This is a genomic window from Methylobacterium sp. HJ2 (assembly GCF_056431005.1).
The window spans coordinates 571,076-588,824 of the sequence record NZ_JBWJYM010000002.1; the positions used below are offsets into that span (position 1 = coordinate 571,076).

Consider the following 17,749-nt stretch of genomic DNA (forward strand, 5'->3'; position numbering starts at 1 on the left):
CAGCCGAAGGGTGACGGGAGCGCGGAGAGACGGTGCAGGACCGCGCTCTGCATCGACGCGCCGCCCCGGCCCGAAGCGCGGCTGCGCTCGGCACCTTCCCTCAGCGGAGGTGGACGGATCCCGCGCCTCGGCAGGTCATGCCCGAGCGTGCGAGGACGATCCGTGAAACCCCTCGCTCCGCAAGCGGGGCGAGGAGGAAGGCGCGCGATCGGCGCGGATCAGGACGCGAGCGGGCCGCCGGCCTGCTGCTGCGCCTCGAAGGCCTTCTGACGGTAGAGGCCGACGAAGTCGATCGGGTCGATGTAGAGGGGCGGGAAGCCGCCGTTGCGCACCGACTCGGCCACGATCTGGCGCGCGAAGGGGAAGAGCAGGCGCGGGCACTCGATCATCACCGCCGGGTGGAGCTGGTCCTGCGGGATGTTCAGCATGCGGAAGATGCCGGCATACTTCAGATCGAAGGCGAACAGCACCTCGCCGGCGATCTTGGCATCGCCCTCCAGGGTCAGCTCGACCTCGAAGTCGGTCTCGGCGATCTGCTGCGCGTTGACGTTGACCTGGATGCTGATCTGCGGGCCCTGGCCCTCCTGGGGCTGGAGCGAGCGCGGCGCGTTCGGGTTCTCGAAGGAGAGGTCCTTGGCGTATTGCGCCAGCGCGTTGATCGTGGGGGCGGCTTCGCCCTGCGGCGCGCCGCCGTTGCCGTTCGGAGCCGGAGAGTCGGCCATGGCGGGTATCCTCCTGAAGAGTGTCGCGCGCGCAGGAACCCGGCCCGCCGCCCTCGGACGCGCCCGGGGCCCTGCACCCCCCGGGGCCATCGCCCCGGCGCGCAGGCCGCTAACACGCCTCTCCGATGCCGACAAGCAACCGGCCCGCGGCTTCGCGCGTGGCTGCGCGCGTGGCTGCGCGCGTGGCTGCGCGCGTGGCTGCGCGATGCGCGCCATGCCCGCCCCGTCGGCGCAACGTCGTGGATGCCGCTGGAACCGGGGGGCCGGCCGTCCCATATGGCGGGAAGCCGCCGGGTCGCGAGCGGCGATATCCGGCTCGCTCCTCGCGCGGGTGTCGGATAAGAGCACTGCGTGCGATGCTTGCCCCGGCCGCCCGTCCGGTGCGGCATTCCGCGGCGGGACTCTCACGGGGCGCTCGCGGGATACGCTCGGGATTCTCTCGCGGAATTCTCAGGACGCCGGCTTCTCGGCAGCCGCCATCGGATCGATGATGCAGGATACCTTCGACCTTACGACGATCATCTTCCTGGCGCTCGCGGTCTTCGTGATCTGGCGCCTGCGCTCGGTCCTCGGTCAGAAGACCGGCGCGGAGCGCTCGCCGTTCAAGCCGGTGGAGCGCGGGCGGACCGAGCCGCAGCCGGGCCGCAAGGACGGCGACAACGTCGTGCGCCTGCCGGGCGCCGACCGTGCGCCGAGCCCGGAGCGCGGGGCCGCTGCGGCGGTCGCGCCCGTGCACGATTGGCGCGGCATCGCCGAGCCGGGCTCGGACGTCGCCCGGGGGCTCGAGGCGGCGGTGCAGGCCGAGCCCGGCTTCGATCCCCGTGCCTTCCTGGAGGGGGCCAAGGGCGCCTACGAGGCGATCATGATCGCCTTCGCCAAGGGCGACCGGAAGACCCTGCGCACGCTGCTCTCGAAGGAGGTCGGCGAGGCGTTCGAGCGGGCGATCGCCGAGCGCGAGCGCAACCGCCAGACCCTTGAGACGACCTTCGTGTCGATCGACAAGGCCGAGATCGTCGCGGTCGAGGTGCGCAACCGCGTCGCCCAGATCACCGTGCGCTTCCTCTCGAACCTGATCACCGCGACACGCGCCGCCGACGGCAGCGTCATCGACGGCAGCGCCGAGGCGGTGGTCGAGGTTCCGGACGTCTGGACCTTCGCCCGCACGCTGGGCACCCGCGATCCGAACTGGCAGCTCGTCGCCACCGAGGCGGGCGCCTGAGCCGCCCGGGCGCGTTGACGGTCCCGTCTCGGCGATGCCGACCTCGCTCCCCGTCGGGCGCCTACGCCGCCTCGCCGCAGCCCTGCTGAGCGCGGGCCTGTGCGCCGCATCGGGCCCGGCCGTGGCCGGGCCGCTCCGCGTCGGCGAGGCCGTGCTCGAGCCGGTCCCGCCCGCCGCGCTTCCGGGCTTTCCCGGCCCCGATCCGGCCGCCGCCCTCGACGCCTTTCGCCGCACCTGCGCCGCGCCGGGCCCGACGCTTCCGATCCCCGCGGGCGTCGCCGGCTCGGCCGAGGACCTGGCACGGGCCTGCCGGGACGCCGCCGAGGTCGCGCCGGACGGGGCGGGCGCGTTCTTCGCCACCCGGTTCGAGGCCTACCGGGTCGTCCGGCCCGCGACAGGCGCCGACCCCGAGCGGCGTCCGGGCTTCCTCACGGGCTATTTCGAGCCGGAGCTCGCGGGCGCCCTCGCGCCGGGCCCCGGCTACACGGCTCCGGTCCTCGCCCGGCCGGACGACCTCGTCAGCCTCGCGCCCGGGGAGACCCGGCCCGGTCTCGACCCGACGCTGCGCGCCGCCCGCGCCGTGGGCGGCGGGTTCGAGCCCTATCCCGACCGCGCGGCGATCGAGGACGGGGCGCTCGGCGCGCGGGCCCGCCCCCTGCTCTGGCTGCGCGACGGCGTGGATCTCCTCGTGCTGCAGGTCCAGGGCTCGGGCCGGGTGCGCCTGCCGGACGGATCGAGCGTGCGCGTGCTCTACGACGGGCGCAACGGCCGGCCCTACACCGCGGTCGGCAAGCTGATCGTACAGGAGGGTCACCTCCCCCTCGAAGGGCTCACGCTCGCCCGCTGGACCGCGTGGCTGCGGGCCAATCCCGAGACGGCGCGACGGTTGATCCGGGCCAACGCCTCCTACGTCTTCTTCCGCCTCGCCCCGGTCGAGGATCCGGCCCTCGGGCCGGCGGGCGCTGCGGGTGCGGCGCTCAGCCCGGGGCGGAGTCTCGCCGTCGATGCCGGGCTCTGGCGTTACGGCCTGCCGTTCTGGCTAGAGGGGCGGCTGCCGGGAGCGGGACCCGGCGAGACCGGCCGTCTCGTGATCGCGGCCGATACCGGCTCGGCCATCGTCGGCCCGGCCCGGGGCGACCTCTACCTCGGCACCGGCGCCGAGGCCGGCATCGCGGCCGGCACCCTGCGCGAACCGGTGGGCTTCGTGGTGCTTCTGCCCAAGCCCGCCGGGTCGTCCGGCTCGGGGCGATAGCCGCATGCGCCTGCCGCGTCGCCCGCGAGGCCTCACCGGCGAGGAGGCCCGCCTCTGGGCCGAGATCGCCAAGCTGATCACACCCCTGCGCGGGCGCGCCCGGCCGGCGTCGAAACCCGACCCCGGCGCACGCCCGGGCGCGCCGGCCCAGGGTCCGGTCAAGACACCGGGCCAGACCGCGGGGCCGGCCACCGGACCCGCGGCGGCCGCGAAGGCTCTGGCGCGGACGCTGCCCTCGGCGAGGACGCTGCCCGCGGGTGCGGCCGCGGCATCGGCGGCCAAGGGTGCGCCCAAGGCGTCCGCGAAGGGGACGGGGACCAAGCCTCCGGGCGCCAAGGCCCCCGCAGCCAAGCCCCCGCCGCTCCCGACCGCGGCACCCTACCAGGCGCCTCCCCCGGCTCCGCGGCAGCCGAGCGGCCTGGAGCGTCAGGCCCGGCTCGGCCTGCGCCGCGGCACGCTCGCGGTCGAGGCGCGGATCGATCTGCACGGGATGTTCCAGGGCGAGGCGCACGCGGCGCTCACGGGCTTCCTGCTCCGGGCCCGGGCCGCCGGCCACGCCCACGTCCTCGTGGTGACGGGCAAGGGCGGAGCGGATTTCGGCGAGGCTTTCGCCGAGCGCGGCGTGCTCCGGCGCAGCGTGCCGCACTGGCTGCGCGGACCCGAACTGCGCGGCATCGTGCTCGGCTTCGAGGAAGCGGCCCGGCATCACGGCGGCGCGGGCGCGCTCTACGTGCGCCTGCGCCGCCGCTGAGGCAGCGGCTCATCGGCGCGGCCTGGGGCCCCGCTCACCATCGCATGGTGCGGTGCCGGCAGGTGCGGCCGTTGTCCTGATAGCCCGCCGGACAGCGACGGACGCAGGCCCCGGCCGCGTATTTCAGCGGCGGCCGGCAGGCGTTGCCGAACTGGCGCGCGCCGAACTGGTAGGCCTTGGCGGGGCTCTCGGCCGAGGCCGGCCCGGCGAGGGCGAGAGGCAGGAGTGCGGCCGACAGGAGCAGCGCGGCGCGGGCGAGCGATCGGGGCATCGGGGATCCGGGTTTCGGGGCGTTCGCACAACGCCGCCGGCACCGACGGGTTCGACCCGGGACAGGCCCCGCAGCCCCGCGCCCGGCCGGATCGGACGGAAGATCGCATCGCGGACTTGAGCCCGCTACCGAAACGCGCTATGCGTGCCCAGCCCTCCTAAAAAACGTGCCGCACCGCATCCGTGAGCCCTGGGGGCTCCGCCCAGACGATGCTTCGGGATCCGCCGCTTCCCCAGCGGGCGATCCCGGCCCCGGCGCCTTGTGAACAAGGCCCGGTGCGGACCGCTTCCCACCCTCGCCCCAACCTTCGTCCCACGTCGGTTCAAGATATTCCATGACTGCAAATCCCGACGCTCTCGCGACCGCGGACCTGCCTGCCGAGGCCACCATCGCGGCGGCCGACCTCGATGCCATGCGCGAGGTGAAGCTCCAGGATCTCAAGGCGAAGACGCCGACCGACCTGATCGCCTTCGCGGAGGAGGTCGAGGTCGAGAACGCCTCGACCATGCGCAAGCAGGAGCTGATGTTCGCCATCCTGAAGCAGCTCGCTGCCAAGGAGGTCGAGATCATCGGCTCGGGCACCGTCGAGGTGCTCCAGGACGGCTTCGGCTTCCTGCGCTCGAACGACTCGAACTATCTGCCGGGTCCGGACGACATCTACATCTCGCCCACGCAGATCCGCCGCTTCGGCCTGCGCACCGGCGACACCGTCGAGGGCCCGATCCGCGGCCCCAAGGACGGCGAGCGCTACTTCGCGCTGCTCAAGGTGAACACGATCAACTTCGAGAACCCGGAGAAGATCAAGCACAAGGTCCACTTCGACAACCTGACGCCGCTGTTCCCCACCAAGCGGTTCAAGCTGGAGCTCGAGAATCCGACCAAGAAGGATTTCTCGCCCCGGATCATCGACATCGTGGCCCCCATCGGCAAGGGCCAGCGCGCCCTGATCGTGGCGCCGCCGCGCACGGGCAAGACCGTGCTGATGCAGAACATCGCCCAGTCGATCACCCTCAACCATCCCGAGTGCTACCTCATCGTCCTGCTCATCGACGAGCGGCCCGAGGAGGTCACCGACATGATCCGCTCGGTGAAGGGCGAGGTCATCGCCTCCACCTTCGACGAGCCGGCCACCCGCCACGTGCAGGTCGCCGAGATGGTGATCGAGAAGGCCAAGCGCTTGGTCGAGCATGGCCGCGACGTGGTCATCCTGCTCGATTCGATCACCCGGCTCGGGCGCGCCTACAACACCGTGGTGCCGTCCTCCGGCAAGGTGCTCACCGGCGGCGTCGACGCCAACGCGCTCCAGCGCCCGAAGCGCTTCTTCGGCGCGGCCCGCAATATCGAGGAGGGCGGCTCGCTCTCGATCATCGCCACCGCGCTCATCGACACCGGCTCGCGCATGGACGAGGTGATCTTCGAGGAGTTCAAGGGCACCGGTAACTCCGAGATCATCCTGGACCGCAAGGTCTCCGACAAGCGCATCTTCCCGGCGATCGACATCACCCGCTCGGGCACGCGCAAGGAAGAGCTGCTCGTCCCGCCGGACGCCCTCAAGAAGACCTACGTGCTGCGCCGCATCCTCAACCCGATGGGCGTCACCGACGCGATCGAGTTCCTGATGGACAAGCTGCGTCAGACCAAGAGCAACAGCGACTTCTTCGACTCGATGAACACCTGAGCGGTGCGCACGGCTTGATCCATCCAGAACGGTGACGTTCTGCTTGCCCGGGCCGGTGCCGCGATAGCGATTCTGCTCGCGATCACGGATGTCCCATCCACCACCTCATCCTGAGGCGGCGACGCACGGCGTCGCCCTCGAAGGAGGGCTCCAGATCCCGCCGCGGCTGCTGGAGCCCTCCTTCGAGGCCTCCGCTGCGCTGCGCCGCCTCAGGATGAGGTGGTGGGTGGGGATCGATCGGCAAAGCCCGTCGCCACATCGTCGTGATGCACGATCTCAAGAAGGCCATGACGCGAAGCCGGGTTCGGAAGCGGACTGGTAAGGCGCACGCAGCCTTCGCCGCGAGCATCGGCATCGCGGTCGAAGCCTTGCGGCAATGGGAGTCGCGCCGGCGCCAGCCGCGCTGGTGCTGCTCGACCTGCTCGACCGCAATCCGATCCCCGTAGAGGACACGCCGGGACGAGGCGGCCCGAACCCGTTCAGGCCGGCCCGTCGAGCGGCTTGAGCCTCTCCGCACCGGGCACGGCCGCCGGGCGCATCCGCTCCGCGCGGCCGAGCCGCCGGGCGAGGGCGGCGAGATCGGGGGCCGGGCCGCCGGCCGGGGCATAGACGGCGCGGTCGAGGGCCGCGAGGGCGGCGGCGGTTTCGGGTCTCTCGCGCCAGCGCCGAGCCAAAGCGGGCTCGGCCTGGGCCGCGGCGGCGAGTTCGGCCCGGAAGGCGATCGGATCGTTCGCGGCGGCCGCGCGGCGCAGGGCCCGGCGGCGGGCGGCGGGCAGGCGCAGGCGCGTGCCGCCCGGGCCGAAGCCGAGGAGCAGGAGCCCGAGCCCGAAGGCGACGAGGCCGGCGAGCCCCGCCGCCAGCGGCGCGGCGGCGCGGGGCGGGGCGAGGCTGCCCTCCTGGTCGACGAGGCCGCCGCCGATCTGGCGGGCCGGGATCTCGGCCTCGCGCAGCGTGCGGGACACCGTGTCGAACCACGGGATGGTGATGGCTTCGAGCGGGATCACCTCGGGCACGCCCAGTCGCACGTCCCACTGGTAGGTCGCCCGCGCCACCGGGCCCGAGGGTGTGATCAAGGTCTCGCGGCTGACGGGTCCGGCGAAGGTGAGGATGCCGCGCGTGCGCATGACGGGACGCGGCGGCAGGCCCTCGGCCACCATGCCCTGCGCCTCCACCGTCACAATCCGCCGGGTGGTCTCGCCGAGTTTCACCGTCTCGGGATCGGGCGTCCAGGAATCCGTGATGGTGACGTCGCGGGCGGGCAGCCACCACGGCTCCTTGGCGTCGGGGCCGCCGGAGGCTTGCGTCCAGCGCGCCACACCGAACGGGATCGGCTCCGATCGCACGTCGACCACGCGGCGCGCGCCCACGTCGTTGACGGTGAGGCGGTGCACGAAGGGATCGATGGTGAAATCGCCCGGATGGTGCGGGAAGATCGCGATGGTGCGGTCGAAGGCCAGCGCGCTCTGCCCGTCGGGCAGCTTGGTCTTGCTCCAGTGGTCGCGGCCGAGCTGGGTCCAGCTGAAATTCGCCAGCGTCGGCTGGATCACCTCCTCCAGCAGGATCTGCTGCTTGTAGACCCCGTGGATGCGCAGCAGCACCATCTCGCGGGCGTAGGGCGTCGCGTTGCCGTTGCGCTCGGGCGTCACCGTGAGGGTGAGGTCGCCCGGCTCGATCTCGGCGCGCGCCGGGGCGGCCAGGAGGACGAGGATCGTCAGCGCGGCCGAGATACGGATCACCACGGGTTGCTCCCGGCGGGCATGCTGGTGCCGGCCTCGACACGGCGGGTCTGCTCGGCCTTGATGCGGAGCTTGAGGTAGCGGCCGGGATCGTCGGGCAGCGTCTGCAGCCAGAGGCGGTCGGGCCGGATCTCGTGGGCCTCGAAGCTCTTGGTCACCCGGCGCACCTCCCTCTCGGGCGGCGCGGCCACCATCGCGGAGCCGCCGCCGGTGCGCCCGCGCCCGGCCGCGTCGCTAGCCGAGCCGCGCGCCTCGCCCTTCCCGGAATCGATCGATTGCTGCTCGGTGCGCCCGCGGCGGGCCACCTTGCTGTTGCCCGGCAGAGAGGCGCTCGAGGACGCCTCCTTGTTGCCGGCGAGGCCCTCGCCGCTCGAACTCGCGTTGATGTCGTCGTTCTTGTCCTGGTTCCCGGTGTTGTTGTAGCGCGCGCCGTACTGGGCGGTGCCGTTGGCGATGCCGCCGCCCTTGCCGCGGTCGATCGCCTCCTCGACCATGCGGGCGATCAGCGAGCGGTTGGCCTGGGCGTCGGCGTCGCGCGGGTTGAATTGCAGCGCCTCGTCATAGGCCTGGATCGCGCCCTGGAGGTCGCCCGCGCGGGCGAGCGCATTGCCGAGGTTGTAGGCGTTGCGCCGCCCGCTCGTCCGGTAGATCGCGGCGGCGGCGGCGTAGTCCCCCGCCTCGTAGAGGGCGGGCGCGCGCCAGGCCGGATCGGCGATCACCTCGGCGGCGAGGCCCGGCAGGCCGATCCCCATCAGCAGGCGCCCAAGCCCGGTCCTGGGCTCGGTCAGGGCAGCCAGCGCCAGGATGCCGCCGCCCGCCAGCGCGACGCCGCCGATCCGGGCGTAGAGCCGCCAGCGGCGTCCGAGCGCCGCCCCGAAGGGAGGGAGGGAGAGCGATCCGGCAGCCATCACGCCCCCAATTTCATCAGGCGCCCGTCGCTCATCAGGCGCTCCTGCGGAAGAGGACGAGGGCCGGCACAGCCGCGAGCAACAGCAGCCAGCGGCCGAGATCGGCGAAGGCCAGCACCGTGTAGCCGCCCGCGGCGAGGTGCTGGGCCGTGCTGGCGCCGACCGCGTCGAGGACGGGGCCGGGCGCGGCGAGGTCGGCGACCGTGCCGCCGCCCGCCGCCGCCAGGGCGTCGAGCCCGGCGCGGTCGGGTTTCGGCGCGCCCGGCGGCAGGGCCTTGGCGGCCGGCACGAACAGGCCCTGGAGGCGCCAGCCGCGCTCGCGGATCGCCCGCGCCTCGCGCAGGGCCGCGTCGCCGATTGCGTCGCCATCGGTGATCAGCACCACGTCGGCGGCGACCACGTCGGCCTCCGCGAGGGTGCGGCGGGCGAGCGCGAGCCCGCGCTCTGGGTGGCTGCCGCGGTCGGGCACCGTATCGGCGTCGAGGGCGAAGAGCGTGGTGCCGAGGCTGTCGCGGTCGGTCGTCGGCGACATCGCCAGATAGGCGTCGCCCGCATAGACCACGATGGCCACCGAGCGGGTGCCCGCAGCCTCGGCCACGCCCTGCGCCGTCTGGCGCAGGTCCTTCAGGCTGCCGCCCTCGGCGACCGAGCGGGACAGGTCGATCACCAGCACCGTGGCGTCGAGGTTGCGGAAGGTGGTGGCGTCGCTGCGCTCGACCGCGGGGCCCGCGAGCGCCAGGGCGATCAGCCCCGCCGCGAGCGCCGCCGCGAGGCTGGCCTTGCGGCGCCCGCCGAGCACGGCGCCGCGCCTTTCCATCAGGCGCATGAGAGCCGGGTCGACGGCACGGCGCCAATCGCCGAGCGGGGCGGCCCGCCACGCCGCCCGCAGCGCCAGCAATGCGACGAGGGGGAGGGCGGCCAGCCACCAGGGCCGCAGCAGGGCAAGGCTCGCGAGCGTCACGTCCGCCTCCGTGTCGCGAGCAACAGCCCGGCGCAGGCGAGCGCCAGCCCGGCGGGCCACGGCCAGAGATCGCGCCGCAGGGGCAGCGGCGGCGCCTTGGCGCGCCCGCCCTCCAGGGTGTCGATGGCGTTGGCCACCGCGATCAGGTCGTCCGTCGTCTTCACCCGGAAGGCCTTGCCGCCGCTGACCTCGGCCATCTCCCGCAGCGTCTCGGTGTCGACCACGTCCTGCTCGCCGTCGGCATTGGCCATGTCGCGGGGCCCGAGCGCGATGGTGTAGACCCGGATGCCGAGATCGCGCGCCAGCGCGGCGACGTCCCGCGGGGTGGTCTGGCCGGCATTGTTCGCCCCGTCGGAGAGCAGGATCACCACCTTGGTGCTGGCGGGGGCCGGCTGGCCGGCCTCGCTCCCGGCGTCCCGCGGGTCGAGGCGCCGGAGCGCGAGGCCGAGCCCGTCGCCGATGCCGGTCGAGCGTCCGACGAGGCCGATCGTGGCCTCCTCGAGCGCCCGGGCGACGCTCTGGGTGTCGAAGGTCAGGCTCGCCGCGACGAAGGACTGGTCGGCGAAGATCACGAGGCCGATGCGGTCGCCGGCACGGCGGCGGATGAAGTCGGCGCCGACGCGCTTGACCGCCGCGAGCCGGCTCACGGTCTCGCCGTCGAGGCTGAAATCGCGCCGCTCCATCGAGCCCGAGAGATCCATCGCCAGCATGATCTCACGACCCGAAGCCGGCAAAGCGGTTGCCGGCAGGACGAGCCGCGGTCCGCTCAGAGCCGCGACCAGGGCGCACCACAGCGTCCAGATCAGAACGGTCCGACGCCGGCCGCGGGCGGCCACCGCCGCGTCGGTGTCGGCATCCGGCACGAGCGTGGCGGGCACGCGCAGCGCGCCGCTGAAGCCCTCCGCCTCGGCCGGCAGCAGGCGCGCGGCGAGCCAGGGCAGCGGCAGCAGCGCGAGCGCCCAGGGCGTCGCGAGATCGAAGGCGGAGAGGAATGCGCTGACGGCGGGCGGCAGGAAGCTCATGACCGGCCGCTCACGTCCGCATCCGTCCGATCAGGCGACCGAGTTCCGCATCCAGGGCGGCGGGGTCCGGCTCCGCGCGGCGGTAGAGCCCGTCGGCGAGCGTCCGACCGGCGCCCGCGCTGAAGAAGTCCGTGGCGAACAGCCCGTCGAGGCGGCCGGCCCAGTCGGCTCCGCGGGCCGAGGCCGCCTCCTCGCCGAGGCGGGTGCGGACGAGGCGGCGCAGCAGACGGGCCTGGGCGACGAGACGGGCCTGCGGCTCGAGGGTCCGGCTCGCAGCGAGCTCGGCGAGCGCCGCCCGGCGCAGGTTCGACCGCGCGCGCACCCGGAGGTAGCGGACGAGGCCGACGAGGAGAGCGGCCAGGAAGCCGAGCGCCATCGCGGCCACGACCTCGCCCTGCAGCGCGCTGGCGGCGTTGCCGGGCAGATGCAGCCCGCGGAGCTGATCGAGGCCGAGAGCGGGATCCGTGCTCATGGGTGTTTCTTGGTCATGGAGCCGGCTCACAAAACCGCATCGAGCCGCTCCATCAGGGGCGCGTAGGCCTCCGGCCCATCCTCGACGTCGAGGCGCAGGCCCGCGATGCCGCGCCTCGCGTAATCCGCGAGTCGCACCTCGGCGCTCGGCGCGGATGGCCGGCCGCGGCCGGCATCGAGGGTGCCGCGCCGCCCGTCCGCCAGGGCGAAGGGGTAGAAGCCCGGGGGCCGTCCCCGCTCGAAGGCGTCGCTCACGAGGATCAAGCGGATCGCGATGCGCTCGGCGGCCAAGGTCAGCAGCGGCTCGAAATCGGGCCCGGGCGCATCGAGGGCGCTGGCGATGACGAGGTGGCCACCGGACGGCAGCAGGCTCGCGGCGAGCGTCAGCAGGGCGTCGAGGGGCGGATCCGGAGCGTTCGGCGCCGCGAGGGCGCGGGCATGGGCCAGCGCGAGGGCCCCGGTCACCGCGGTCATCGCCCGCTCGCCTCCGGCCGGCCGGAGGGCCGCGGGCGCGCCCGCGCTGCCGACCACGAGGCCGACCCGACCGCCGTCGCCGACGACGCGCCAGCCGAGCAGGGCCAGCGCCTCGGCCGCGGCGACCGAGCGGAGCGCCCGCCGCGTGCCGAACAGCATCGAGGGCCGGAAATCGGCGAGCAGCACCACGGCGCGGTCGCGCTCGTCGTGGTGGGTGCGGGTGTGAAGCTGGCCGGTGCGCGCGGTGGCGTTGCGGTCGATATGGCGCATGTCGTCGCCCTCCGACCAGAGCCGCACGTCGTCGGGCTCAGACCCCCGCCCGCGCCGTCGGGTGACGATGCCGCCGGGCAGGCCGGCGAGCGTCCGGGTCGCCGGGGAGACGCCGCGACGGGCGAGGTGGCGCAGGCCCATCAGGGCCTCGCCCGACAGGTGGATGCCGGGTTCCTCTGCGGCCTCCGCCGCTGGCGCGCCCGTGCCGGCCATGCTCAGAGCGCCCGAACCCGCTGCACCAGACCCTCGATGATGCCGCGCGTGGTCCGCCCCTCGGCGGCGGCGCGCCACGTCAGGCCGATGCGGTGGGAGAGGGCGTCGGCGGCGAGCTCCGCGATGTCCTCCGGCGTGACGTGGTCGCGCCCGTGCAGGTAGGCGCGGGCCTTGCCGGCGACCATCAGGGCGAGGGTGCCCCGCGGCGAGGCCGGGTGCTCGATCGCGGCGCGCAGGTCCGGTGCCGCCGCATCGGTGCGCGTGCCGGCGACCAGCCGCACGAGGTAGTCCTTCAGCGCGGGCGAGACGTAGATCCCGAGCGCGGCCTCCCGCGCGGCCCGCACCTCGTCGAGGGTGAGGCGGACCGGCATGGCCTCGGCGTGGTGGTTCAGCTCGCCCTCGACGAGGTCGAGGATGCGCCGCTCCGAGGCCTCGTCCGGCATCTCGACCACGACGTGGAGCAGGAAGCGGTCGAGCTGCGCCTCGGGCAGTGGGAAGGTGCCGGCGTGCTCGATCGGGTTCTGGGTCGCCACCACCATGAACGGGTCGGGCAGGGGGTGGGTATGGCCCGCCACCGTGATCTGGCCCTCGGCCATGGATTCGAGCAGCGCCGACTGCACCTTGGGTGGGGCGCGGTTCACCTCGTCCACCAGGATCAGGGCGTGGAACAGCGGCCCGGGCAGGAACTCGAAGATGCCGGCGTCCTGGCGCCACACGGTGGTGCCGGTGAGGTCGGCGGGCATCAGGTCGGGGGTGCACTGGATCCGCGCGAAGGATCCGTCGAGCCCGTCGGCGAGGCGCTTGACCGCGCGGGTCTTGGCGAGCCCCGGCGCCCCCTCGATCAGCAGGTGGCCGCCGGTGAGGAGCCCGATCAGCAGGCGCTCGACGAGCCGGTCGGCTCCGATCAGGCCGTGGGCGAGCCCGTCGCGCAACGCGAGGATGCGGGCGCGCAATCCGTCGTCCGGAGCTGCCCCGGGCGGCGGGGCGGCGAGGCCCCCCGGCGAAGGCACCGGGCCGTCGGGCGTGGGGCGGGTGGCGACCGTCGCGCCGCTCATGCGCGCGTCGCTCCGGACACGCCCGCACCGTCCACGAGGGGAAATACCACCATCCTGACCGTCTCCTCGTCGCGCGCGATACGATGATGGCGCGGGGCTCTTATGCGGCCCATAGAGAGCCGGTGTGCCCGCTGCCCGGGGGCAGCGTCAATCCCGTGCCTCGGCAACGCGGGGAGCGCAGGCCCTTTGCCCGTGTCCCATATCGTCACGGTTCCGTCATCGAGCGGTGCCTACGAGGCCGGATGATCACGTTCGCACCGCTTCCCGAGACCCTGAACTCGGCCATCAGCCTCGTCGTCGCCTTCGGCCTCGGCACCCTGATCGGGGCCGAGCGGCAGTACCGGCAGCGCACGGCCGGCCTCCGCACCGCCGTGCTGGTGGCGGTCGGCGCGGCCGCGTTCGTGGATCTCGGCATGCGGCTGACGGGAGGCGAGGGCGCGACGCGCACCGTCGCCTACGTGATCTCGGGGATCGGCTTCCTGGGCGCTGGCGTCATCATGAAGGAGGGCATGAACGTGCGCGGCCTCAACACGGCCGCGACGCTGTGGTGCTCGGCCGCCGTCGGCGCCTTCGCGGGCGCCGACCTGCCGGTGGAGGCGGGCTTCGTCACCGTCGCCGTGCTCGCCTGCAACACCCTGCTGCGGCCCCTCGTCAACGCCATCAATCGGGCCCCCATCCGGGAGGACCAGACCGAGGCGACCTACGAGGTCCAGATCACCACGGATGCCGCCGAGGCGGGTCCTGCCCGCGATCTCCTCGTCGAGCGGCTCGAAGCGGCGAGTTACCCGGTCAGTGGCATCGCCGTGGTGGAGCGCGGCGAGGACAGCGTCGACGTGATCGCCACGCTGCTCGCCGACGCGGTCGAGGCGGCGGAACTCGACCGCGTCACCGACGACCTCGCCCGCGTTCCGAGCGTCCGCCACGCCACGTGGTCGGTCCGGGCCGCCGACTGACGGACCTTTGCCGGCTTCTTAGGACTCTGCGGGAGGATCCTGGCGGAACGCCCGTGCTCCCTGGCACCTCGCCCGGGGGGCCGACCACCGACCTCGTCCTGAGGTCGTGACGCGCCGCATCGCTCTCGCAGGCGGGCTCCCGGGAAGGTCCCATTCCCCATCGCCCTCCCGTGTGAGCGCTTCACGGCGCCTCTGAATGAGGTCACGGGAGGATCGGACGGTCCGGGCAGCGAGTCCGACCGCTCCGACCGGACGCCGCAGCCCCCGCGCGTGCGCGTGCGCACGCCGCGGACGCCACGGCTCTTCTCACACCCGGCGCAAGGCCGAAGTCAGGTCCGCAACCGTCCACTTGCCGGAGGTACCCCATGAGCGCATCCCCCTCGAAAGCGGCGCTGATCGTCGGAGCCTCGCGGGGCCTCGGCCTCGGCCTCGTCGAGACCCTGCTGAAGCGCGGCTGGCGCGTCACCGCGACCCAGCGCAAGCCGTCGCCCGGCCTCGCGGCGCTCGCCTCCGAGGCGCTGCGCATCGAGACGGTCGATGTGGACGACGATGCCGCGGTGGCAGCCCTGTACGAGCGCCTCGGGCCGCAGGCCTACGACCTGATCTTCGTGGTGGCGGGCGTGGCGACCCAGGCGCACGATCCCCTGCACGCGGTGCCGCGCGCCGTCGCCGCGGAGGTCTATCTCACCAACGCGATCAGTCCGGTCCGCTTCGCCGAAGCGTTTCGCGACCGGCTCGCGCCGGGCGGCAGCATCGCCCTGATGAGTTCCATCCTCGGCAGCGTCGGGCTGAACGAGGCGGGCGGCTGGGAGATCTATCGGGCGAGCAAGGCCGCCCTCAACACGCTGGCCCGCAGCTTCGAGGTCCGGCACAGGGATTCGGGCCTCAGCGTGCTCCTCGTGCATCCCGGCTGGGTGCGGACCGAGATGGGCGGCGCGGAGGCCGACATCGATGTCGAGACCAGCGTCGCCGGCATGGCCGACGTGATCGAGGCCCGGCTCGGCCAACCGGGCTGCGCCTATGTCGACTACAAGGGCGACACCCTGGCCTGGTAGGGCGGCGTCGCCGTCCTCTCCCGCGCACGGGCCGGGCAGACCCGGCGGGCGGTCGCGCGGACGAAGCGCGGACGCCCGGTTCGGCGCCGGGCGATCAGCGTCCGAGCGGCCGGCCGCGACGTTCGACGATGACCGGCGGGCGGGTCCGGCGCTCGACCACCACCGTGCGCGGCGCACGGCTCGGGCCGGCATGGCTCAGGATCCGCTCCGGGACGCGCTCGGTCGCGCGGCGCGCGGGGGCGGACGCCGCGGCGACCACGTGCGGTCGCACCTCCTCGGCCGGCAGGCCGATCAGCCCAGCGGCGATCTCCACCTGCTGCTCGAGGTCGTCGGCAAGGTCCTGCGCTGCGGCGACCGCCTCGGCCACCGTGGGCGGCTCGCGCCGGACACGGATCGGCGGCAGGTCGGCGAAGCTCTTCTGCGATTTCTTCACGGCTCGGCTCGCACGGTTCATGATCCGAAGATAGGTCGAGTCGCTCGGATTGTGCACTGCATCAAACCGGAGAGGAAGGTCCCACCCGGCGCATGACGGTCGGTTTCCTCAGAGCCCCTGCACGATGATTGTCCAATCAGGCCGGATCTAGCAGATTCATTATGCAGTTGCCTTGCAGTGCAGCAGGCGACCGCGGAAATTGTGCGTCGTAATGACGCATGCGGTGAGCGGCTGCAAGAGTCGATGAGCTAACCGAGCGAGACCAAGATCGTTCTCGATCTCCTAACGTGCGCGGCGCGCCAATGCCGTGCGTCAGCCCACACCGCATTCGGTCCCATGAAGCCTTTCGATCCGCGTCTTACCCCGGCCCGGCCGGATCTGGCCGATGTGGTTCTGCGCGGGCGCGTCACGGCTGAGCGTTTCGTCGCCGGCACGCCGTGCCGCGTGCGGGTGCCGTCCGCACCGCTTCGCCGCGCGCCGTCGCACGATGCCGCGATCGATACCGAGGTGCTGCTGGGCGACGCCGTCACCCTCTACGAGGCCCGCGGCGGCTTCGCCTGGATCCAGATCGCCCGCGACGGCTACGTCGGCTATCTCGCTGATTCCGAGTTCGGCCCGGACGATCCGACCCCGACCCACCGCGTCACGGCCCTGCGGACCTTCCTCTACCCGGCGCCCGACCTGAAGCGGCCACCGCTCGGGCATCTGAGCCTCGGGGCTCGACTCCATGCCGTGGATCGGGCGGGCGACTACCTGCGGACCGGGCTCGGCTACGTCTTCGCGCCCCATTGCGGGCCGGTGGATGCCACCGAGCCCGATTATGCCGCCACCGCCGAGCGTCTCGTCGGAACGCCTTACCTCTGGGGCGGGCGGACCAGCCTGGGGCTCGATTGCTCGGGCCTCGTCCAGCTCTGCCTCGATCTCGCGGGTCTCGCCTGCCCGCGCGACGCCGACCAGCAGGAGGCGGCGCTCGGCACGCCGGTGCCCTCCGACCTGTCGGATCTCCGCCGCGGCGACCTCGTGTTCTGGCGCGGCCATGTCGGGATGATGCTCGACGGAACGCGGCTGATCCACGCCAACGGCCACCACATGGCGGTCGCGGTCGAACCGCTCGCCACCGCCGTCGCGCGCATCGCGGCGACGAGCTACGGACCGGTGAGCGGGGTGCGCCGGCCGATCTAGGCTCCTCTGTCCGGAGACGCCGCCGGCGCGGCGGGCGGCAAACCCGGCACCCGCGTGGCTGGGACCGGCTCCGGGACCCGCATTCCCGAGCGCCCCGCTCAGGCCAAACCTGCGGCCCTACGCGACCACCAGATTGAGCGTGCGGGCGGCTGCGCCCAGTTCGACCCGGCGCCCCCAGTCGAAGACCATGAAATCCGGCTCGATCCCGTCGGCGAAGATGACGCCGCCCTCGTTCATCCGGGAGGTGACGGCGAGGACCGCGCCGGCGAGCTTGCCCGCCCGCACGGTGGTGCCTGTGGCCACGCTCGGGAAGGGCTCGCGCACCCAATAGCCGACCGCCGGCTCCTCCGCCCCGATCCCGAGCGTGAGCTGCGTCGCCTCCCCGATCGAGCGGGCCCAGCCCGTCAGCCCGGTCCCCGAGGCGACGATGAGCCCGCTCGAGGACTGGTCCTCCGCCACGCCGTCCGCCTCGATCCGGTAGCGGGCCGATTGGTGGCTGCGATGGCCCACGAAGATCTCGTTGAGCGCCAGCAGCCGCTGTCCGGTGTCGAGCACCGCCTGCACAAGGGTGCGACGCTCGACCGGGGCCGCCCCGGCGAGGGTGGCCGGAAGCAGCGCGCCCAGGCGCTCCACCGCAATCCGCGCCAGGGCGCCGTCATAGAGGTCGGGAGCCGGGTTGACGCCGATCACCGACTGGTCGCGCAGGTACTTCGCCACGTTGGCGACCAGGCCGTCCTGCCCCACCGTCACCACGACGTCCTCGGGAGCGAACAGGAAGCGGTCCAGGTCGCCGCGCCGCGCCAGCGCCTGCCGCCACTCCCCCGGCACCGCGGCCCGTGCCTGCGCGAGCACGGCGTGGAAGTGGGCATGGCGCGCCTCGACCTCCGCCAAGCTCTGGCCGCGGCTCTCCAGAAAGAACCGGGCCTGTCCGCGGGTGGCGTGCCGGGCCAGCAGGGCCTCGTAATCGGTGTCGCGGATGACGAACACCGCGCGCGGGGCGATCGCCGGCATGGCACATCCTCAAGGGCGCATTCCGACGGCGTGGTTGCCGGTTCGTCGAGGGGATGCGCGTTACGACACAGACGTCGAGACCCCGACCCGATGCGATCAGGTCGGGTCCGGG

Annotated in this window: 18 protein-coding genes; 7 read left to right on the forward strand and 11 right to left on the reverse strand. The window is 73.4% G+C overall.

The features are described 5' to 3' along the window. Positions 1-218 precede the first annotated feature (218 nt). The gene (secB, locus tag ACS5RC_RS07340) at positions 219-722 is read right to left on the reverse strand and encodes a protein-export chaperone SecB (protein ID WP_478343163.1); all 504 of its coding nucleotides are present in this window, start codon (positions 720-722) and stop codon (positions 219-221) included. A gap of 490 nt (positions 723-1,212) precedes the next feature. On the opposite strand from secB, the gene ACS5RC_RS07345 reads away from it, so the two are divergent. The 3 genes from ACS5RC_RS07345 to ACS5RC_RS07355 are packed head-to-tail and all read left to right on the forward strand — an operon-like array spanning position 1,213 to position 3,944. Next, positions 1,213-1,941: a Tim44/TimA family putative adaptor protein gene (locus ACS5RC_RS07345; RefSeq protein ID WP_478343439.1), complete on the forward strand. Its 729-nt coding sequence runs from the start codon at positions 1,213-1,215 to the stop codon at positions 1,939-1,941. Positions 1,942-1,975: 34 nt separating this feature from the next. Next, positions 1,976-3,193 (forward strand): murein transglycosylase A, encoded by a 1,218-nt coding sequence (mltA, locus tag ACS5RC_RS07350; RefSeq protein ID WP_478343164.1) that lies wholly within the window; start codon positions 1,976-1,978, stop codon positions 3,191-3,193. Between the two features lie 4 nt (positions 3,194-3,197). After that, entirely contained in the window at positions 3,198-3,944 is a 747-nt protein-coding gene (locus ACS5RC_RS07355; RefSeq protein ID WP_478343165.1) for a Smr/MutS family protein, read from the forward strand. A gap of 34 nt (positions 3,945-3,978) precedes the next feature. On the opposite strand, the gene ACS5RC_RS07360 is transcribed toward ACS5RC_RS07355, so the two are convergent. Further along, a complete protein-coding gene (locus tag ACS5RC_RS07360; protein WP_478343166.1) occupies positions 3,979-4,215 on the reverse strand; it encodes a hypothetical protein in 237 nt (78 codons plus the stop codon). Between the two features lie 334 nt (positions 4,216-4,549). Here ACS5RC_RS07360 and rho point away from each other — a divergent pair, with 334 nt between their 5' ends. Next, the gene (gene rho / locus ACS5RC_RS07365) at positions 4,550-5,893 is read left to right on the forward strand and encodes a transcription termination factor Rho (protein ID WP_478343167.1); all 1,344 of its coding nucleotides are present in this window, start codon (positions 4,550-4,552) and stop codon (positions 5,891-5,893) included. 479 nt (positions 5,894-6,372) lie between these two features. On the opposite strand, the gene ACS5RC_RS07370 is transcribed toward rho, so the two are convergent. The 7 genes from ACS5RC_RS07370 to ACS5RC_RS07400 are packed head-to-tail and all read right to left on the reverse strand — an operon-like array spanning position 6,373 to position 13,003. Beyond that, a complete protein-coding gene (locus ACS5RC_RS07370) occupies positions 6,373-7,632 on the reverse strand; it encodes a hypothetical protein (protein WP_478343168.1) in 1,260 nt (419 codons plus the stop codon). After that, positions 7,626-8,537 carry a tetratricopeptide repeat protein gene (locus ACS5RC_RS07375; protein WP_478343169.1) on the reverse strand — a complete coding sequence of 304 codons (912 nt, stop codon included), beginning with the start codon at positions 8,535-8,537 and terminating at the stop codon, positions 7,626-7,628. The genes ACS5RC_RS07370 and ACS5RC_RS07375 overlap by 7 nt, the downstream gene beginning before the upstream one ends. A 34-nt stretch (positions 8,538-8,571) precedes the next feature. Further along, the gene (locus ACS5RC_RS07380) at positions 8,572-9,498 is read right to left on the reverse strand and encodes a VWA domain-containing protein (protein ID WP_478343170.1); all 927 of its coding nucleotides are present in this window, start codon (positions 9,496-9,498) and stop codon (positions 8,572-8,574) included. After that, on the reverse strand, positions 9,495-10,520 hold the full coding sequence (locus ACS5RC_RS07385) for a VWA domain-containing protein (protein WP_478343171.1): 1,026 nt from the start codon (positions 10,518-10,520) through the stop codon (positions 9,495-9,497). The genes ACS5RC_RS07380 and ACS5RC_RS07385 overlap by 4 nt, the downstream gene beginning before the upstream one ends. A gap of 10 nt (positions 10,521-10,530) precedes the next feature. Further along, positions 10,531-10,992: a DUF4381 family protein gene (locus ACS5RC_RS07390; protein ID WP_478343172.1), complete on the reverse strand. Its 462-nt coding sequence runs from the start codon at positions 10,990-10,992 to the stop codon at positions 10,531-10,533. Positions 10,993-11,018: 26 nt separating this feature from the next. Beyond that, the gene (locus ACS5RC_RS07395; protein WP_478343173.1) at positions 11,019-11,948 is read right to left on the reverse strand and encodes a DUF58 domain-containing protein; all 930 of its coding nucleotides are present in this window, start codon (positions 11,946-11,948) and stop codon (positions 11,019-11,021) included. A gap of 2 nt (positions 11,949-11,950) precedes the next feature. Continuing rightward, positions 11,951-13,003 carry an AAA family ATPase gene (locus ACS5RC_RS07400; protein WP_478343174.1) on the reverse strand — a complete coding sequence of 351 codons (1,053 nt, stop codon included), beginning with the start codon at positions 13,001-13,003 and terminating at the stop codon, positions 11,951-11,953. A gap of 242 nt (positions 13,004-13,245) precedes the next feature. On the opposite strand from ACS5RC_RS07400, the gene ACS5RC_RS07405 reads away from it, so the two are divergent. Then, positions 13,246-13,956: an MgtC/SapB family protein gene (locus ACS5RC_RS07405; protein WP_478343175.1), complete on the forward strand. Its 711-nt coding sequence runs from the start codon at positions 13,246-13,248 to the stop codon at positions 13,954-13,956. Positions 13,957-14,321: 365 nt separating this feature from the next. Then, positions 14,322-15,011 carry an SDR family oxidoreductase gene (locus ACS5RC_RS07410; protein WP_478343176.1) on the forward strand — a complete coding sequence of 230 codons (690 nt, stop codon included), beginning with the start codon at positions 14,322-14,324 and terminating at the stop codon, positions 15,009-15,011. A gap of 94 nt (positions 15,012-15,105) precedes the next feature. On the opposite strand, the gene ACS5RC_RS07415 is transcribed toward ACS5RC_RS07410, so the two are convergent. Beyond that, positions 15,106-15,465, reverse strand: coding sequence for a hypothetical protein (locus tag ACS5RC_RS07415; protein ID WP_478343177.1), 360 nt, complete (start codon positions 15,463-15,465; stop codon positions 15,106-15,108). Positions 15,466-15,780: 315 nt separating this feature from the next. Here ACS5RC_RS07415 and ACS5RC_RS07420 point away from each other — a divergent pair, with 315 nt between their 5' ends. Continuing rightward, complete coding sequence (locus tag ACS5RC_RS07420; protein WP_478343178.1) at positions 15,781-16,626, forward strand: C40 family peptidase; 846 nt, start codon at positions 15,781-15,783, stop codon at positions 16,624-16,626. A gap of 117 nt (positions 16,627-16,743) precedes the next feature. Here ACS5RC_RS07420 and ACS5RC_RS07425 read toward each other — a convergent pair whose 3' ends face one another. Next, positions 16,744-17,637 (reverse strand): NAD(+)/NADH kinase, encoded by an 894-nt coding sequence (locus ACS5RC_RS07425; protein ID WP_478343179.1) that lies wholly within the window; start codon positions 17,635-17,637, stop codon positions 16,744-16,746. Positions 17,638-17,749 lie beyond the last annotated feature (112 nt).

Bases quoted from the DNA above. Each gene is read 5' to 3' on its own strand.
- rho (WP_478343167.1), top strand. From the start codon at position 4,550: ATGACTGCAAATCCCGACGCTCTCGCGACCGCGGACCTGCCTGCCGAG.
- ACS5RC_RS07385 (WP_478343171.1), bottom strand. From the start codon at position 10,520: ATGAGCTTCCTGCCGCCCGCCGTCAGCGCATTCCTCTCCGCCTTCGAT.
- ACS5RC_RS07360 (WP_478343166.1), bottom strand. From the start codon at position 4,215: ATGCCCCGATCGCTCGCCCGCGCCGCGCTGCTCCTGTCGGCCGCACTC.
- ACS5RC_RS07415 (WP_478343177.1), bottom strand. From the start codon at position 15,465: ATGAACCGTGCGAGCCGAGCCGTGAAGAAATCGCAGAAGAGCTTCGCC.
- ACS5RC_RS07395 (WP_478343173.1), bottom strand. From the start codon at position 11,948: ATGGCCGGCACGGGCGCGCCAGCGGCGGAGGCCGCAGAGGAACCCGGC.
- mltA (WP_478343164.1), top strand. From the start codon at position 1,976: ATGCCGACCTCGCTCCCCGTCGGGCGCCTACGCCGCCTCGCCGCAGCC.
- ACS5RC_RS07355 (WP_478343165.1), top strand. From the start codon at position 3,198: ATGCGCCTGCCGCGTCGCCCGCGAGGCCTCACCGGCGAGGAGGCCCGC.
- ACS5RC_RS07390 (WP_478343172.1), bottom strand. From the start codon at position 10,992: ATGAGCACGGATCCCGCTCTCGGCCTCGATCAGCTCCGCGGGCTGCAT.
- ACS5RC_RS07375 (WP_478343169.1), bottom strand. From the start codon at position 8,537: ATGGCTGCCGGATCGCTCTCCCTCCCTCCCTTCGGGGCGGCGCTCGGA.
- secB (WP_478343163.1), bottom strand. From the start codon at position 722: ATGGCCGACTCTCCGGCTCCGAACGGCAACGGCGGCGCGCCGCAGGGC.
- ACS5RC_RS07400 (WP_478343174.1), bottom strand. From the start codon at position 13,003: ATGAGCGGCGCGACGGTCGCCACCCGCCCCACGCCCGACGGCCCGGTG.
- ACS5RC_RS07425 (WP_478343179.1), bottom strand. From the start codon at position 17,637: ATGCCGGCGATCGCCCCGCGCGCGGTGTTCGTCATCCGCGACACCGAT.
- ACS5RC_RS07405 (WP_478343175.1), top strand. From the start codon at position 13,246: ATGATCACGTTCGCACCGCTTCCCGAGACCCTGAACTCGGCCATCAGC.
- ACS5RC_RS07345 (WP_478343439.1), top strand. From the start codon at position 1,213: ATGCAGGATACCTTCGACCTTACGACGATCATCTTCCTGGCGCTCGCG.
- ACS5RC_RS07410 (WP_478343176.1), top strand. From the start codon at position 14,322: ATGAGCGCATCCCCCTCGAAAGCGGCGCTGATCGTCGGAGCCTCGCGG.
- ACS5RC_RS07420 (WP_478343178.1), top strand. From the start codon at position 15,781: ATGAAGCCTTTCGATCCGCGTCTTACCCCGGCCCGGCCGGATCTGGCC.